Annotated in this window: 10 protein-coding genes and 1 pseudogene; 6 read left to right on the top strand and 5 right to left on the bottom strand. The window is 49.7% G+C overall.

What is annotated here, in order from left to right; all coding sequences use genetic code 11:
• The first annotated feature begins 219 nt into the window (after window positions 1-219).
• Both metB and metL read left to right on the top strand, forming a co-directional pair.
• Complete coding sequence (gene metB, locus P2W74_RS22070) at window positions 220-1,380, top strand: cystathionine gamma-synthase (protein ID WP_276293233.1); 1,161 nt, start codon at window positions 220-222, stop codon at window positions 1,378-1,380.
• Window positions 1,381-1,382: 2 nt separating this feature from the next.
• Entirely contained in the window at window positions 1,383-3,815 is a 2,433-nt protein-coding gene (gene metL, locus P2W74_RS22065; protein ID WP_276293232.1) for a bifunctional aspartate kinase/homoserine dehydrogenase II, read from the top strand.
• A gap of 83 nt (window positions 3,816-3,898) precedes the next feature.
• Here the strand turns inward: metL and P2W74_RS22060 are convergent, their stop codons facing one another.
• The 4 genes from P2W74_RS22060 to P2W74_RS22045 form a co-directional block, all read right to left on the bottom strand.
• Window positions 3,899-4,882, bottom strand: a complete 984-nt coding sequence (locus tag P2W74_RS22060) for an MFS transporter (RefSeq protein ID WP_276293231.1) — start codon at window positions 4,880-4,882, stop codon at window positions 3,899-3,901.
• A 430-nt stretch (window positions 4,883-5,312) separates the two neighbouring features.
• Window positions 5,313-6,173: a nucleoside-specific channel-forming protein Tsx gene (locus P2W74_RS22055; RefSeq protein WP_276293230.1), complete on the bottom strand. Its 861-nt coding sequence runs from the start codon at window positions 6,171-6,173 to the stop codon at window positions 5,313-5,315.
• Between the two features lie 125 nt (window positions 6,174-6,298).
• Entirely contained in the window at window positions 6,299-7,909 is a 1,611-nt protein-coding gene (locus tag P2W74_RS22050; RefSeq protein WP_412767207.1) for a bifunctional metallophosphatase/5'-nucleotidase, read from the bottom strand.
• Between the two features lie 51 nt (window positions 7,910-7,960).
• The gene (locus tag P2W74_RS22045; protein WP_276295254.1) at window positions 7,961-9,511 is read right to left on the bottom strand and encodes a bifunctional metallophosphatase/5'-nucleotidase; all 1,551 of its coding nucleotides are present in this window, start codon (window positions 9,509-9,511) and stop codon (window positions 7,961-7,963) included.
• A gap of 223 nt (window positions 9,512-9,734) precedes the next feature.
• Between P2W74_RS22045 and P2W74_RS22040 the strand changes: the two are divergent.
• A pseudogene (locus P2W74_RS22040) lies at window positions 9,735-9,875 on the top strand (IS630 family transposase); the annotation flags it as partial.
• Here the strand turns inward: P2W74_RS22040 and P2W74_RS22035 are convergent.
• On the bottom strand, window positions 9,859-10,983 hold the full coding sequence (locus P2W74_RS22035; RefSeq protein WP_276293228.1) for a cytoplasmic protein: 1,125 nt from the start codon (window positions 10,981-10,983) through the stop codon (window positions 9,859-9,861). The pseudogene P2W74_RS22040 and the gene P2W74_RS22035 overlap by 17 nt on opposite strands.
• 133 nt (window positions 10,984-11,116) lie before the next feature.
• Here P2W74_RS22035 and P2W74_RS22030 point away from each other — a divergent pair, with 133 nt between their 5' ends.
• The 3 genes from P2W74_RS22030 to katG all read left to right on the top strand — a co-directional run bounded on the left by P2W74_RS22030 (window position 11,117) and on the right by katG (window position 16,134).
• A complete protein-coding gene (locus tag P2W74_RS22030; RefSeq protein ID WP_276293227.1) occupies window positions 11,117-12,670 on the top strand; it encodes a bifunctional metallophosphatase/5'-nucleotidase in 1,554 nt (517 codons plus the stop codon).
• A gap of 227 nt (window positions 12,671-12,897) precedes the next feature.
• Window positions 12,898-13,788, top strand: coding sequence for a methylenetetrahydrofolate reductase (metF, locus tag P2W74_RS22025; RefSeq protein WP_203359367.1), 891 nt, complete (start codon window positions 12,898-12,900; stop codon window positions 13,786-13,788).
• A 165-nt stretch (window positions 13,789-13,953) separates the two neighbouring features.
• Entirely contained in the window at window positions 13,954-16,134 is a 2,181-nt protein-coding gene (gene katG, locus P2W74_RS22020; protein ID WP_276293226.1) for a catalase/peroxidase HPI, read from the top strand.
• Window positions 16,135-16,168 lie beyond the last annotated feature (34 nt).

Here is a 16,168-nt window from a genome sequence, read left to right as displayed (position 1 = left end):
ATCCAGGCCATAATTGCGCGTAGTTTACCGTAGTGGCGCGGCCCTTACACGAAGTTAGCCGTCGCAGATGTGCGCTAATGCGTATAATTTTAACGGCTATTTTCCGTTTGCTCAATCTATACGCAAAGAAGTTTAGATGTCCAGATGTATTGACGTCTATTATAACAATGATTACTCTGAGGCCTGACTTTCACTGACTCAGCCCAGGAACTTCTCAACATGACGCGTAAACAGGCCACCATCGCAGTGCGTAGCGGGTTAAACGACGACGAGCAGTACGGTTGCGTTGTCCCGCCGATTCACCTTTCCAGCACCTATAACTTTACCGGTTTTAATGAACCTCGTGCACATGATTACTCCCGACGTGGCAATCCCACCCGTGATGTGGTCCAGCGCGCGCTGGCAGAGCTTGAAGGCGGCGCAGGCGCGGTGCTCACCAATACCGGCATGTCGGCGATTCACCTGGTGACGACGGTGTTTCTGAAGCCTGGCGATCTGCTGGTAGCGCCGCATGACTGTTACGGCGGCAGTTACCGTTTATTCGACAGCCTGGCTAAACGTGGCTGCTATCGTGTGCTGTTTGTGGATCAAGGTGATGAGCAGGCTCTGCTGGCCGCGCTGGCAGAAAAACCCAAACTGGTGTTGGTGGAAAGTCCAAGTAATCCATTGTTACGCGTGGTGGATATTGCGAAAATTTGTACGCTGGCGCGTGAGGCTGGTGCGGTAAGCGTTGTGGACAACACGTTTTTAAGCCCGGCGTTGCAAAATCCGCTGGCGTTGGGTGCCGATCTGGTGTTGCATTCATGCACTAAATATCTGAATGGTCACTCGGATGTGGTGGCGGGCGTGGTGATTGCCAAAGATCCGGATACCGTGACTGAACTGGCGTGGTGGGCGAATAATATCGGCGTAACTGGCGGCGCGTTTGATAGCTATCTGTTGTTGCGTGGGCTGCGTACGTTGTCGCCGCGTATGGAAGTGGCTCAACGCAATGCGCAGGCCATTGTTGATTATCTGCAAACCCAGCCGCTGGTGAAAAAACTGTATCATCCGTCTTTGCCGGAGAATCAGGGGCATGAGATTGCCGCGCGCCAGCAAAAAGGCTTTGGCGCCATGCTGAGTTTTGAACTGGGTGGCGATGAGCAGACATTGCGCCGCTTCCTGAGCGGGCTGTCTTTGTTTACGCTGGCGGAATCCTTAGGGGGCGTGGAGAGTCTGATCTCTCATGCCGCGACGATGACGCATGCGGGCATGGCACCGGAAGCGCGTGCCGCCGCCGGGATCTCCGAGACGTTGCTGCGTATCTCCACAGGTATTGAAGATGGCGAAGATTTAATTGCCGACCTGGAAAATGGCTTCCGGGCTGCAAACAAGGGGTAAACATGAGTGTGATTGCGCAGGCAGGGACGACGGGTCGTCAACTGCATAAATTTGGTGGCAGTAGTCTGGCCGACGTGAAATGTTATCTGCGTGTCGCAGGCATCATGGCGGAGTACTCGCAGCCCGATGATATGATGGTGGTTTCCGCCGCAGGCAGTACCACTAACCAGTTGATTAGCTGGCTGAAATTAAGCCAGACCGACAGACTCTCTGCGCATCAGGTTCAGCAGACGTTGCGTCGCTATCAGAGCGATCTTATCAGTGGATTATTACCGGCAGAGGTCGCAGATGAACTGCTCAGCGCCTTCGTCAATGACCTGGAACGGCTGGCGGGTTTGCTCGACAGCGGCGTGACCGATGCCGTGTATGCGGAAGTGGTCGGGCACGGTGAAGTGTGGTCGGCGCGTCTGATGTCGGCGGTGCTTAACCAGCAGGGACTGGCGTCCGCATGGCTGGACGCGCGTGAGTTCTTACGCGCCGAGCGCGCCGCGCAGCCGCAGGTGGATGAGGGGCTCTCTTATCCATTATTGCAGCAACTGCTGGCGCAGCACCCGGGAAAACGCCTGGTGGTGACCGGATTTATCAGCCGCTGTAATGCGGGCGAAACGGTACTGCTGGGCCGTAACGGCTCTGACTACTCCGCCACGCAAATTGGCGCACTGGCCGGAGCCTCCCGCGTCACTATCTGGAGCGATGTGGCCGGGGTCTACAGCGCTGACCCACGTAAAGTGAAAGATGCCTGCCTGTTACCGCTGCTGCGTCTGGATGAAGCCAGCGAGCTGGCGCGTCTGGCGGCACCGGTTCTGCATGCCCGTACGTTGCAGCCAGTCTCCGGGAGCGATATCGACCTGCAACTGCGCTGTAGCTACACGCCGGATCAGGGTTCCACCCGTATTGAACGCGTGCTGGCCTCCGGTACAGGCGCGCGTATCGTGACCAGCCATGATGATGTCTGCCTGATTGAGTTTCAGGTACCTGCAAGCCAGGATTTTAAGCTGGCATACAAAGATATCGAACAGATTCTGAAACGGGCGCAGGTGCGTCCGTTGGCCGTTGGCGTTCATAATGACCGCCAGTTGCTGCAGTTTTGCTACACCTCCGAAGTGGCCGACAGCGCGCTGAAAATCCTCGATGAAGCGGGTTTACCGGGCGAGCTGCGTTTGCGTCAGGGGCTGGCGCTGGTGGCTATGGTCGGCGCTGGCGTCACCCGTAACCCGCTGCACTGCCACCGTTTCTGGCAGCAGCTGAAAGGCCAACCGGTTGAGTTTACCTGGCAGTCGGAAGAGGGCATCAGTCTGGTGGCGGTTCTGCGCACCGGGCCGACTGAGAGCCTGATTCAGGGCTTGCACCAGTCTATTTTCCGGGCGGAAAAGCGGATCGGTCTGATGCTGTTTGGCAAAGGCAACATTGGCTCACGCTGGCTGGAACTGTTTGCCCGCGAGCAAAGCACGCTCTCGGCGCGTACCGGTTTTGAATTCGTACTGGCAGGCGTGGTGGACAGCCGTCGTAGTCTGCTGAACTACGAAGGACTAGATGCCAGTCGCGCGCTGGCGTTCTTTAACGACGAAGCCATTGAGCAAGATGAAGAGTCGCTGTTTCTGTGGATGCGTGCGCACCCGTATGACGATCTGGTGGTGCTGGATGTGACCGCCAGTGAGCAACTGGCCGATCAGTATCTTGATTTTGCCAGCCACGGTTTCCACGTGATCAGCGCCAATAAGCTGGCAGGGGCGAGTACCAGCGATAAGTATCGCCAGATCCATGACGCGTTTGAAAAAACCGGGCGTCACTGGCTGTACAACGCCACGGTGGGTGCCGGCTTGCCGATCAACCACACGGTGCGCGATCTGATCGACAGCGGCGATACCATTCTGTCGATCAGCGGGATCTTCTCCGGCACGTTATCGTGGCTGTTCCTGCAGTTTGACGGCACGGTTCCCTTTACCGATTTGGTGGATCAGGCGTGGCAGCAGGGGCTGACAGAACCGGATCCGCGCGTTGACCTTTCCGGTAAGGATGTGATGCGCAAACTGGTGATTCTGGCGCGTGAAGCGGGTTACGACATCGAGCCGGATCAGGTGCGTGTAGAGTCGCTGGTGCCTGCGCATTGTGAAGAGGGATCGATCGACCATTTCTTTGAGAATGGCGATGAGCTGAATGAGCAGATGGTGCAGCGTCTGGAAGCCGCCCGCGAAATGGGGCTGGTGCTGCGCTATGTGGCGCGTTTCGATGCCAACGGCAAAGCGCGCGTCGGCGTGGAAGCGGTGCGGGCGGAACACCCGCTGGCGGCGCTGCTGCCGTGCGACAACGTGTTCGCCATCGAAAGCCGCTGGTATCGCGATAACCCGCTGGTCATTCGCGGTCCGGGCGCTGGTCGTGACGTGACCGCCGGGGCCATTCAGTCAGACATCAACCGTCTGGCGCAACTGCTGTAGTTAGGTATAGCCGGATGGCGCTACGCTTATCCGGCTTACTGACTTCTGTCATTGTCATCAATACCATTTGCTTCTGGAGACATTCACTCTGCAGTGGTGACAGCAATAACCCGGTTCATCTTTGCCTGGACAATGGCTACGCCGACAGGAGGAAGCAGCAGCGCCCAAAATAGCACCCAGCCCGTTTTCATTCCTGTATTTTCTTTTTTATCTGATAGCAGCAAGTGGATTTCATCACTGAGCATCATGCATAACGTGGCGTTACCAAACGGCGCCAGCGCTGACAGCCACCCCGCGCCTTGTGCAGTCATTAGTCGGGAAGAAGGGGCGATAAACTGGAGTTGCTGATGGGTTTTAAAGAACCAATACACGATATACACTGGGATGCATAACGACAGCAGCGCCGCGAAGATTGGTGTCGCGATGCGGGGTTGTTGGGTTGAAGAGCTTCTTTTGGCCGGGGATGCATAGAACAGCGCTTTTTTTATTGGTAGCAGCAACAGGAATGCGGTGAGCGACACAGCGATTGCTATTATCGAAAAGTATTCTGGTATGATGACAACCATTGGCAGCAAGTCTGTGATTAAATATTTAAACAGCAGACAAATGCCTAATACGATAGCGAATGTCTCTACACTGCTAACGCCCCCGATAAGCATTACGGGGATCAGCAGAATAATGACCCCCTGGCTCATGCCAATCAGAAATTGCCCTACAGCGAGCAAAATGCTCCCGGAAGCATCGTGAACGAGCCAACTCAACACGGAACCTATGAGTGCTAAAAGCGCGGGAATAAAGAGCGAATACCGATTTTTAATTCGACAAAGCAACCAACTAAGGATGATGCCCGCCAGGATCCCAAAATGACTGCTAATGACGATAATACCGATAGATTTAGACGGAATTTGTAGCGTCGATATCCAGAAAGAGATGCCATATAAGGAGCCTAAGGCATGGACTATCGACAGCAACGAGTAAAAAGCGAGCATTCCCCAGAACCGATAGCTGCTCAACAAATCGGCGCAAGTCCATCGTTTCCCTGTATCCCCCGGTAATGAAATTTCCATATCCCTCTGTCCTTTTAATGTACAATCCCAAGCGAATCATAGCGCCACCGTTAGCGCCTTGCTATAGAATTACCCGCACAAAAAATAGCCGGATTCGGATGTCAATTTCCCTTGTGTTTCGGTAAGCGGGTCTATTATTGTGGGTGGTAAACCTAAGAAACTATCAGGACAACTTTGAATGCCTGATACCGTCATTGTCAGATATGTTCTCTTCTTTTGACTAACTTGAATTACTTGAATTATTTTCAACTTCATTGAGGATTCCTCACCGTTAATGGCAACTTTTCATTATCGTTTTTCCTTTGGTCAGCGGCCCCATTGGAAAAGGGATCCGCTGTTATTTTAGCTGGTGAACTAAACGGATTGGTTGATAAAAAAGCACCTGACTTTAAATTCAATATTAAATGAAATTTCTTATGTATTACTCATTTCAGAATTCATAGCCAATAGTAGTATACGTTCCCCATCCAGTATTCTTTAATTCAAATGGGCCATCGCCAAAATTAAGCGCCTCACCCGAATTCCATTGTCCACCGTTATGAAAATAACGCAGCGTAAATGCAAACTTCCAGTGTTCATAAATAAGTGAAAGGATATGGCTTGATGCAATGGCATCATTGGTGCGTGTATTATTATATGTCTTTTCTGCCAGGTCTGAACCAAAATCAAAGTTGGTAAATCCGCTATACACCAACCGCCCTCCTAATACATTAGTAAGAGGGATGCTATATTTTATTTTAAATCTATATCCATCCCATTCGTTTTCATTGGCCGCAGCATAATTTTGCCACTGATATTTGGCATAAATGTTTGCGGAAAGTTTTATGGGTAGGCCCGTATTGATGTCTGTACCCAACCCCATGTACCAGGTGCTTTGTCGGGATGCCTGATTATCGCCCATATCATAGACATAGTCGTTTGCAATAAACCATTCTTTAAATGGGCCTACTGCCAGGTTTAATCCTGTTAAGTTGTCAATTGAGAAGCGCGGTTCTATTTCAATAAATAATGGCGACCCTTCATCCCATATGCCTTTATCATAATGGTTTCCAGTACCAAAGAATTTTGGTAAATCAGCGTAACCATAAAAATCAAACCAATCTTTTCTCCCTACAGCAGTATACTCAGGATACAGATCATTAGTCAGTCTCGGTCCAAAGCGAGAGTCAGTTCTCCCGATTACACTCAGACTTTGATGTAACCAATGTATATCATTTTTGACTTCTTGCGCTTTCCCCACAAAAGGTACTAATAGAATATATAAAACTATTCCATGTTTTTTTATGCTCATAATTATATATCCTAAAAAACAATGTTGGTTGTTCATTTCGGCACTGTATGTTATTGATCTTGTAATATGTAGAAAATGGGTGATGTCATCCAAAAAATGAATGACATCATCAAAATTACTTCTTATTAGTTACTAACTTCGACCCGCATTTCATTAACCTGTGCAGGAATGATTTTGTGCCCTGACTTCAGATAATCAATCACGACATCGGACATATTATGTCCGGCACGGACTTGTACATTTTTCCCTTCTTTAAATGCCATAAAACCATCTCCCCCCAGGGCAAGGAATGTCGTTGTCGCAACATGGTATGTCTCCGTATCCACAATCGCTTTGCCGTTGATTGTGAAAGACGCCATGCGCTGCCCTACTGGTTTCTGCGGAATATAATGCATTTCAGCACCCTTTGACATTTGCAGTATGCCATTAGTGAGTGATGCTCCATGTTCCATTAGACTGCGCAGATCCTTACCACTGAGATCCATCTCCGTAAGCTCATTCTTGAAGGGAAATGTACTGGTAATATCGCCAAAAGTAATGGAGCCGGCATTTATATCAGCACGTAAACTGCCGGAATTAATCAGCGCTATCTGTGCATTCGGCGCAGCGACAAGCATTGCATCCGTAAACAGGTTGCCTAGTTGTGATGATTCACCATAGGCGCGGGTCAACGTGATAGGCGATTCACCTACTGGTTGGCGCACGATATCTGCGAGTTTTTTATTCCAGCCATCGATAACCTTTTGTGTTGTCGGGTCAGGTTTCCATTCATCGGCATAAAGCGTTTTCAGCTCGAAGCTTTTCACTTCATGGGTATGGGCGGCAGGGTCAACGTTGAGTACCAATTTACCCACATCAATACCGCCACTGTCAGTAGAAAGGATTAACGTATTTCCCACTTTGATAGGCTCTGGTGTCCCTACGTGAGCGTGTCCGGTGATGAGTATATCAAGCCCTTTGACCTGGCTGGCTGTCTTAATATCTTTGTCCAACGCGCGCCTGACATCTGTATTACCAATACTGGACTGGCGTGCCGGTACGCCTTCGTGAATGAGAGCGACGGTGATGTCAACTTTACCCCGCAACTCATCCAGATAGTGCTGCAGATATTTCACCTCATCGCGTGCCTCAATCTCTTGGTTCTTGAGGGCGGCGGCTGATTTATCGAAGCGGTTATTTTTGTCATTATCGAGACCCTGGATCGAGAGTTCTGAAACAGTGTCATTAAACGCAAACACACCGTGTAGCCCAATAACGCCAATCTTTACGCCATCCTTTTCCAGGATGGTATACGGTTTGTTCCAGAAAGGTATCTCGCTGTCTTTATGAAAAACATTCCCCAACAGTACGGGGAAGTTTGCCTTACTTAACTGTCGGAGGGCATTATCCCAGCCATGGTCAAACTCATGATTACCGATCGATACCGCATCAAAGGGCATGGTATTCATAATATCAATTATTGCCTGACCCTTAGTCAGACTGCTGATATATGGACCGGTAAAATAGTCTCCGGCATCAAAATAAAAGGTCGCTTTGTTTTTTGATTTTTCCTGCTTCACTAACGTGGTTATATTAGCGAATCCACCAATTGCGCGTTTACCGTCTGCGACATATGGGAGTTTGTAAGTATCAACATGAGCGTGAAGGTCATTGGTATAAATAATAGTGACATTCTGCGCCATGCTGGAAGCCGAAAAAACGGCTAGTAACGCTGCGGAAATAAATGTACGTTTCATTATTTGCATCCTACGTCCCTTGTTGAATAAATGAGTTCTATACATTAAAATTTATTTTGCTACGTCCATAACTCGTTTAGTTAAGTCTGGTGTAATAGGGTTGTGATTTTTTAAATAATCAATAATCGAATCTGCCGACGTTACTCCAGGAAGCGTTTTCACATTTTTTCCATTTAGAAATGCTTCAAACCCGTCGCCGCCACTGGCACAGAAAGAATGAGTGGCAATACGATATGTTTGGTTATCTTCTACTGGCTTACCATTGATGGTGAACGAGATCAGCCGTTGGTTGAGAGGTTTACTGCTGTTGTAGACAACAACAACGCTTTTTGAAACCTGTAAAACGCCATTAGTTAAATTTGTCGCATGTACCATCAACGATTTGAGATCGCGACCAGTCAAATCCATCTCAATGAGATCGTTATTGAAGGGAAAAGTGCTAATGACATCTCCTAGCGTGATATCTCCTTTAGGGAAATCAGCGCGCATTCCTCCGCTATTTTGAAATCCGGCAACCGCATCAGGTATTTTTTCCATCATTGCATCAAGAATAAGGTTGCCTGTAGAAGAAGAACTACCGTACTCACGTGTTAAAACTGCTGGAGAATGACCGACAACTTCCTTGGTGATTTTATTAAGCTTTTCATTCCATTTATTAATAGTATTTTGAACGATAGTGTCAGGTTTAAATTTATCTGCAAACATGGTGATTAGCTCACCTTTATAACTATCAATTTTCTTTGTTTGCGGGTTGTAATCAAGTACCAGTTTGCCAATATCAGTACCGTATGCATCGGTAGATACAATTAATGTATTATTAACTTTTATAGGTTGAGGTGTTCCGACATGTGCGTGACCAGTAATCAACACATCAACACCATTTACTTTTTTAGCTGTATCGATATCTGCTTGTAATAGTCTTTCCACATCTTTATTGCCAAAACTTGATTGTCGCGCCGGGACACCTTCATGAATCAGTAAAACGGTAATGTCTACTTTTCCTTTTAGTTCTGAAAGTGCTTTATTTAAATACTTAATTTCATCTCTGGCTTCGACGCCTTCACGCGCTTTTGCTGCGACAGTATCATAAAAGGCAAATGCGCCATGTATTCCAATTACACCGATCTTTAACCCGTCTTTTTCAATGATGGTCCACGGGTGATCCCAGACGGGTTTATTGGTATCGGTGTAGTAAATATTTCCCAGCAACACAGGAAATTTCGCTTTTGATAGTTGTGTAACCATGTTAGATACACCATGATCAAATTCATGATTACCAACAGATACAGCATCAAAAGGCATGGCATTCATTATATCAATAATTGCTTCACCTTTAGTCAATGTACTGATATATGGGCCAGTAAAGTAGTCGCCAGCATCAAAGAAGAAAACATCTTTATTTTTTTTCTTCGCTTCATTAACTACGCCTGCGATATTTGCCATTCCACCAACCGCCCTGTTTTTATCAACTGCGGGGATTTTTGCTGGATTTACATGGGCATGAATATCGTTAGTGTAATAAATAGTGACGTCTTGTGCTAAGGCGCTGTGGAAAAATATCGTGGCGAATATAACTGATATTACATTAAATGTAGTTCGCATCATTCCTCCTGGATACGATGGCGTTAAATAGATATAAAATTAAGCTTATTTATAAAATGCCAATCTATTTAACGCTACATGAAGGGGATGTTATGTGATCTTAGCTACAAAAAATGTTATTAATTAAACATTGAAAATATGTATATATTGAGATAAACAATAAATTATTTTTATTGAAAAACAGTAAGTGTTTCTACAAGGGTAAAATAAAAACTGTTTCATACTGCGTATTCGTGACCTGCAGAAATAAGAAAAAATGGCTGCAGTAAGTGCAACATTGACGCAGCGTAGTCAGGGGCATCGGGTGTTTTATGAGGTAGATATTCACCTCAACCCCAAAGTCGGTGCTAACTGGTCAAAGAGAGTAATGCATTGTATTTGCGAGCCAGCGAAGCCAGTATTTTCGTTACGCGTCCGGCGGAAAACAGGGCGCTGTGGGTAAATTCGGGCTGCTCTTTCAGCCATGTGATAAAGCGATGACTGGCTGCCAGAGTGACGGTTGCTCCTTTTTCTAAAGGGGCTTTTGTTAGCAGGCAGACCATCTTTCGGTTGTCACTCTGTCCCCATAACTGCCATTGGTTTTGCCACCATCCCTGATGCGTTTTACCCAGCAATTGCCAGGGTGCGGAACATGCGGTGTCTTTTATGTCTTCTTCAACGAACCAAAGCGCGCCGCGACGATGGCGAAACAGATCCGCCCAGGCGGTAATCACTGCACCGCGTAGAAAGCATTCATGCGCCACGATATGTTCCGCCACCTCCGGGAAACGCGTTTTCAGCACCCGGAAATGACTGTGGGCAGCAATCACTGGGCGCAAAACAGCGCCGCTGGCGTTACGCTTGAGCGCGGCGCTCCCGTACTGAATTTCATCAAACTGGCTGCGGCGTAAAAACTCGGTTTCTCGTTGATTCACACGCTGAATAATATCGTTATGAATATCCGCTGACTCACCCATGCCATGCCAGCGGTAAAGTAGTGAATCACCAGCAGGGTGAGGCGTGAAATTGCTGGAAATATGCAGCACATTGCCGCGAATAGCGTCAAAGCTGAGTAATACATAGAGTTGCTGGTCTGCGCTTGCCCCCTGAAAAGGTACGATAAGGGGGATCGTCGCGAATTGCTCTGGCGGATCGATGGGGGTCAGCTGCTGCCGGGGCGTCCAGACTTTTTTACAATGCAGACACTGTACGCGCTGTGTCCCACCCGGATTATGACCATAGCGGATAATCTCCTTTTGATAGCAGGCAGGGCAAAAATGACCGCTCTCTTTGGCGTAATCTGATAACCCGGCCGATGCCCAGATCCGAAACTCCGCGTCGTTGAATAAGGGAGGATTACTCCCGCAGGCCCGGCAGTGCAGTGCGGCATAACCCAGCCGATAATCTGGCCAGGTGTAATCTGGCGAGCGCGCCAGCCCCAGATTGTGGCAGCCGAAGGACTTGCAGCAGTTGATGGTGAACAGAGAAGACATCGTATTACCAACGATTTTTAATGGTCGTTGATTTTGGCCTGCAATTACCACCGATGGATGTGAGTTTTCTCACATAAAAAAACCTTTCAGAACGTAACGTAGCGCTTCTTTAAATCACTGAAAGGGATTGATCATGAAATTAAAAATGCTTGCTGTCGGTGTGTTGGTCTCACTGCCATTCTGGGCATCCGCGAAAGATGTCACGATTATCTATACCAACGATCTCCATGCTCACGTCGAACCTTATAAAGTGCCATGGATTGCCGATGGCAAACGCGATATTGGTGGTTGGGCGAATATCACCACTCTGGTAAAACAGGAGAAAGCCAAAAACAGCGCCACGTGGTTTTTGGATGCGGGAGATTATTTCACCGGGCCGTATATCAGCAGCCTGACAAAGGGCAAAGCGATTATTGATATCATGAATACCATGCAGTTTGACGCTGTCACCATGGGGAATCATGAATTCGATCACGGCTGGGACAACACGCTGTTACAGCTAAGCCAGGCGAAGTTCCCGGTTGTGCAGGGGAATATTTTCTATCAGAACAGCAGTAAAGCGTTCTGGGACAAGCCTTACACCATTATTGAGAAGGATGGCGTGAAAATTGGCGTTATCGGTTTGCACGGCGTGTTTGCCTTCGATGATACCGTTTCCGCTGCGACGCGCGTGGGGATTGAAGCGCGGGATGAAGTTAAGTGGCTGCAGCGCTATATCGATGAACTGAAAGGCAAAGTGGATTTGACCGTGGCGTTGATTCATGAAGGCGTACCTGCGCGTCAGTCCAGCCAGGGCAGTACCGATGTGCGTCGTGCGCTGGATAAAGATATTCAGACCGCAAGCCAGGTGAAGGGGCTGGATATTCTTATCACCGGGCATGCGCACGTAGGAACGCCAGAACCGATCAAAGTGGGCGATACCCTGATCCTCTCGACCGACAGCGGTGGTATCGATGTCGGTAAGTTGGTGCTTGATTACAAAGAGAAACCGCATCATTTTGCAGTGAAGACCTTCGAGCTGAAGACCATTTTTGCCGATGAGTGGAAGCCCGATCCGCAGACCAAACGGGTCATTGACGGCTGGAATGAAAAGCTCGATAAAGTGGTACAGCAGACGGTGGCGCAGTCGCCAGTTGAGCTGACCCGTGCCTATGGCGAATCGTCCTCGCTGGGGAATCTGGCGACAGACGCATTGCTGGTCGCGGCGGGTAAAGACACTCAAATAGCGTTGACCAATTCCGGCGGTATTCGTAATGAAATTCCGGCGGGTGCGGTAACGATGGGCGGAGTCATCAGTACCTTCCCATTCCCTAACGAGCTGGTCACGATGAAATTGACGGGTAAGCAGCTGCGTAGCCTGATGGAGCACGGGGCGGGACTGAGCAACGGCGTACTGCAGGTTTCCAGAGGCGTGGAGATGAAATATGACAGCAGCAAGCCTGTTGGCCAGCGGGTCATCACGTTTACACTCAATGGAAAAGCGGTTGAGGATGCGACGGTTTACCTTGTTGCCACCAATAGTTTCCTTGCCGATGGTGGAGATGGGTTTACGGTGTTTACCGAAGGTACAGCGCGAAATACATCCGGCGGTTACTACGTCTCTAATGCCGTAGTGGACTATTTCAAAAAGGGAAACACCCTGACGGATGAGCAGTTAAAAGGCATGCGTGTGAAAGATGTGAAGTGAAATTAGTGAGTTGGTCGGCCTGAATGCGGGCCGGCCGTAAGATTATCAACGCAGGGGTGTGGGTCGTGATGTTGAATTTATTTCACGTTGGCTGAGGATTCCTCACCATTAATGGTGATTTTTCAGTTGACGGCATCCCGCTTTTCCGTCATTTTTACATCTAGACGTCTAAATGGATAGATGTTCACAACACAACATATAATGACAAAAGATTGATGAGGTAAGGTATGAGCTTTTTTCACGCCAACCAGCGGGAAGCCCTGAATCAGAGCCTGGCGGAAGTCCAGGGTCAGATTAACGTTTCGTTCGAATTTTTCCCGCCGCGCACCAGTGAAATGGAGCAGACCTTATGGAACTCCATCGATCGTCTGAGTAGCCTGAAGCCAAAGTTTGTCTCTGTGACCTACGGCGCCAACTCGGGTGAGCGCGACCGGACGCACAGCATTATTAAAGGGATTAAAGATCGTACCGGTCTGGAAGCGGCACCGCACCTGACCTGTATCGATGCGACACGTGATGAACTGCGCACGATTGCGCAGGATTACTGGAATAACGGTATTCGCCATATTGTTGCGCTGCGTGGCGATTTGCCGCCGGGCAGCGGCAAGCCGGAGATGTATGCGGCTGATTTGGTGGGATTGCTGAGAGAGGTCGCGGACTTTGATATCTCCGTTGCCGCTTATCCGGAGGTGCATCCTGAAGCGAAAAGCGCCCAGGCCGATCTGCTCAACCTGAAGCGTAAAGTGGATGCCGGCGCCAGCCGTGCTATCACCCAGTTTTTCTTTGATGTGGAAAGTTATCTGCGTTTTCGCGATCGCTGTGTCTCTGCGGGCATCGATGTTGAAATCATTCCGGGCATCCTGCCGGTTTCCAACTTTAAGCAAGCGAAGAAGTTTGCTGACATGACCAACGTGCGTATTCCGGCCTGGATGTCACAAATGTTTGAGGGCCTGGACGATGATGCGGAAACCCGAAAACTGGTCGGCGCGAACATCGCGATGGACATGGTGAAGATCCTAAGTCGTGAAGGGGTAAAAGATTTTCACTTCTACACCTTGAACCGGGCAGAGATGAGTTATGCCATTTGCCACACGCTGGGTGTAAGGCCTGGTTTATAAAATGCCTCGGCCCTCTTCGGAGGGCTTTTTTTCGATCACATTGATCTACATCTCTGTAACTAAAAATATAAAAGGTATCAGCTATCGAATCTGTGGATTATTTCAACTATATCTTATCTCTGGTGGTGTATATCGTAGTTAGAACACTGTAAAGGGAGCATATAGATGAGCATGTCCGACGATAGCCAGAATAACGTGTCCGCCGGGAAGTGTCCTTTCCATCAAGCAAGCCCGGACCAGAGCGCAGGCGCTGGTATGAATAACCGCGATTGGTGGCCAAAGCAACTTCGCGTTGACCTCCTTAATCAACACTCCAACCGTTCGAACCCGCTGGGTGAAGACTTCGACTACCGTAAAGAATTTAGCAAACTCGACTACTCTGCCCTGAAAGGGGATCTCAAAGCGCTCCTGTCCGACTCTCAACCGTGGTGGCCTGCGGATTGGGGCACCTATGCCGGTCTCTTTATCCGTATGGCATGGCACGGTGCCGGGACTTACCGTTCTGTGGATGGTCGCGGTGGCGCCGGGCGCGGACAGCAACGTTTTGCGCCGTTAAACTCCTGGCCGGATAACGTCAGCCTGGACAAAGCACGCCGCTTACTGTGGCCAATCAAACAGAAATATGGCCAGAAAATCTCATGGGCCGACCTGTTTATTTTGGCGGGTAACGTCGCGCTGGAAAACTCAGGCTTCCGTACCTTTGGCTTTGGTGCCGGTCGTGAAGATGTGTGGGAACCGGATCTCGACGTCAACTGGGGTGATGAGAAGGCGTGGCTGACCCATCGCGACCCGGAAGCGTTGGCAAAACGTCCGTTAGCCGCCACCGAAATGGGGCTGATCTACGTCAACCCGGAAGGGCCAAACGCCAGCGGGGAACCTCTGTCTGCGGCATCCGCTATTCGCGCCACCTTCGGCAACATGGGGATGGACGACGAAGAAACCGTAGCGCTTATTGCGGGCGGACATACGCTGGGTAAAACTCACGGTGCTGCCTCTGCATCGCATGTGGGCGCGGACCCGGAAGCGGCGCCTATTGAGCAACAAGGTTTAGGCTGGAAGAGCAGCCATGGCACCGGCGTCGGGGCGGATTCCATTACCTCCGGCCTGGAAGTGGTCTGGTCACAGACGCCAACCCAGTGGAGCAATTATTTCTTTGAAAACCTGTTCAAATACGAATGGGTGCAGACGCGCAGCCCGGCGGGCGCGATCCAGTTTGAAGCGGTTGATGCGCCTGAAATCATTCCGGATCCGTTTGATCCGTCGAAGAAACGCAAACCTACCATGCTGGTGACGGACCTGACGCTGCGTTTCGATCCGGAATTCGAGAAAATTTCCCGTCGTTTCCTGAACGATCCTCAGGCGTTTAACGAAGCTTTCGCACGTGCCTGGTACAAACTGACGCACAGAGATATGGGGCCAAAAGCGCGTTACATTGGTCCGGAAGTGCCGAAAGAAGATCTGATCTGGCAAGATCCGCTGCCACAGCCGGTATTCAATCCGACTCAGGAAGACATTATTAACCTGAAGTCTGCGATTGCGGGTTCCGGTCTTTCCGTCAGCGAGCTGGTGTCGGTGGCATGGGCATCTGCATCGACATTCCGTGGTGGTGATAAACGCGGTGGCGCCAACGGTGCGCGGCTGGCATTGGATCCACAGAGATACTGGGATGTTAACGCGACGGCCGCCCGCGTTCTGCCTGTACTGGAAGGCATTCAGAAATCTTCCGCTAAAGCGTCACTGGCCGATATTATCGTTCTGGCTGGCGTGGTGGGGGTAGAGCATGCGGCAAGCGCAGCGGGCGTGAGCATTAGCGTGCCGTTTACACCGGGCCGTGTCGATGCGCGTCAGGATCAGACCGACGTTGAAATGTTTGAACTGCTTAAGCCTGTTGCAGACGGTTTCCGCAACTATCGCGGCGAGCCAGGCGAGGCGACAACGGAATCTCTGCTGATTGATAAAGCGCAGCAGCTGACGCTCACCGCACCGGAGTTGACGGTGCTGGTGGGTGGGATGCGTGTTCTGGGGGCCAACTTTGATGGTAGCCAGCATGGCGTTTTCACTGAGCGTCCAGGCGTACTCAGCAATGATTTCTTTGTTAATCTGCTGGATATGCGCAACGAATGGAAAGCGACCGATGAGTCTGCGGAGCTGTTTGAAGGCCGCGATCGTCAAAACGGCGAAGTGAAATACACGGCGACTCGCGCTGACCTGGTATTTGGTTCAAATGCCGTGTTGCGTTCGTTGGCGGAGGTTTACGCGTGTAGCGATGCCCACGAGAAGTTTGTGAAAGACTTTGTCGCGGCATGGGTGAAAGTGATGAACCTGGACCGTTTCGATCTGCTGTAATCACTAGTAGTGATGTAACCGGATAACACTTCAG

This window comes from Citrobacter enshiensis (genome assembly GCF_029338175.1).
GTDB lineage: Bacteria > Pseudomonadota > Gammaproteobacteria > Enterobacterales > Enterobacteriaceae > Citrobacter_D > Citrobacter_D enshiensis.
Note: the sequence above shows the minus strand (reverse complement) of the source record. Positions and strands in the feature narration are given on the sequence as shown.

Excerpts from the sequence above, each read along its gene's own strand:
- metF (WP_203359367.1), top strand. The coding sequence starts at position 12,898 with ATGAGCTTTTTTCACGCCAACCAGCGGGAAGCCCTGAATCAGAGCCTG.
- P2W74_RS22035 (WP_276293228.1), bottom strand. The coding sequence starts at position 10,983 with ATGTCTTCTCTGTTCACCATCAACTGCTGCAAGTCCTTCGGCTGCCAC.
- P2W74_RS22045 (WP_276295254.1), bottom strand. The coding sequence starts at position 9,511 with ATGCGAACTACATTTAATGTAATATCAGTTATATTCGCCACGATATTT.
- P2W74_RS22030 (WP_276293227.1), top strand. The coding sequence starts at position 11,117 with ATGAAATTAAAAATGCTTGCTGTCGGTGTGTTGGTCTCACTGCCATTC.
- P2W74_RS22050 (WP_412767207.1), bottom strand. The coding sequence starts at position 7,909 with ATGAAACGTACATTTATTTCCGCAGCGTTACTAGCCGTTTTTTCGGCT.
- P2W74_RS22060 (WP_276293231.1), bottom strand. The coding sequence starts at position 4,882 with ATGGAAATTTCATTACCGGGGGATACAGGGAAACGATGGACTTGCGCC.
- metB (WP_276293233.1), top strand. The coding sequence starts at position 220 with ATGACGCGTAAACAGGCCACCATCGCAGTGCGTAGCGGGTTAAACGAC.
- metL (WP_276293232.1), top strand. The coding sequence starts at position 1,383 with ATGAGTGTGATTGCGCAGGCAGGGACGACGGGTCGTCAACTGCATAAA.
- P2W74_RS22055 (WP_276293230.1), bottom strand. The coding sequence starts at position 6,173 with ATGAGCATAAAAAAACATGGAATAGTTTTATATATTCTATTAGTACCT.
- katG (WP_276293226.1), top strand. The coding sequence starts at position 13,954 with ATGAGCATGTCCGACGATAGCCAGAATAACGTGTCCGCCGGGAAGTGT.